This window comes from Pseudomonas sp. SIMBA_041, assembly GCF_046535095.1.
Taxonomy (GTDB): Bacteria; Pseudomonadota; Gammaproteobacteria; order Pseudomonadales; family Pseudomonadaceae; genus Aquipseudomonas; species Aquipseudomonas mucoides.
This window is the reverse complement of the sequence record NZ_JAWRXJ010001038.1, coordinates 1-230: the sequence shown is the minus strand read 5'-3', so window position 1 is coordinate 230 and position 230 is coordinate 1. Positions and strand designations below refer to the sequence as shown.

The 230-nt window shown below is 47.4% G+C and carries 1 pseudogene; it reads right to left on the bottom strand.

The window, feature by feature from the left end:
* A pseudogene (locus SB725_RS34265) lies at positions 1 to 230 on the bottom strand (3-hydroxyacyl-CoA dehydrogenase); the annotation flags it as partial.

Genomic DNA, 230 nt, shown 5'->3' with positions numbered 1-230 from the left:
AACAAACGCACTCACGCCCATTGCATTGATAAACTGTAGTGTACCACCGTGCTGCGGTGCAAACCCCCAACCAAAGATAGCGCCTATATTGGTATCGGCCACTGAGCGCACGACATTCTCCTGATAGCATTTAGCAGATTCATTGGCTTGAATAAACATCAGGCGATCCACCAAATCTTGCTGCGATGGTTGCTCAGATTTTGGCGGATATAAATTTACCAACTCAGGCC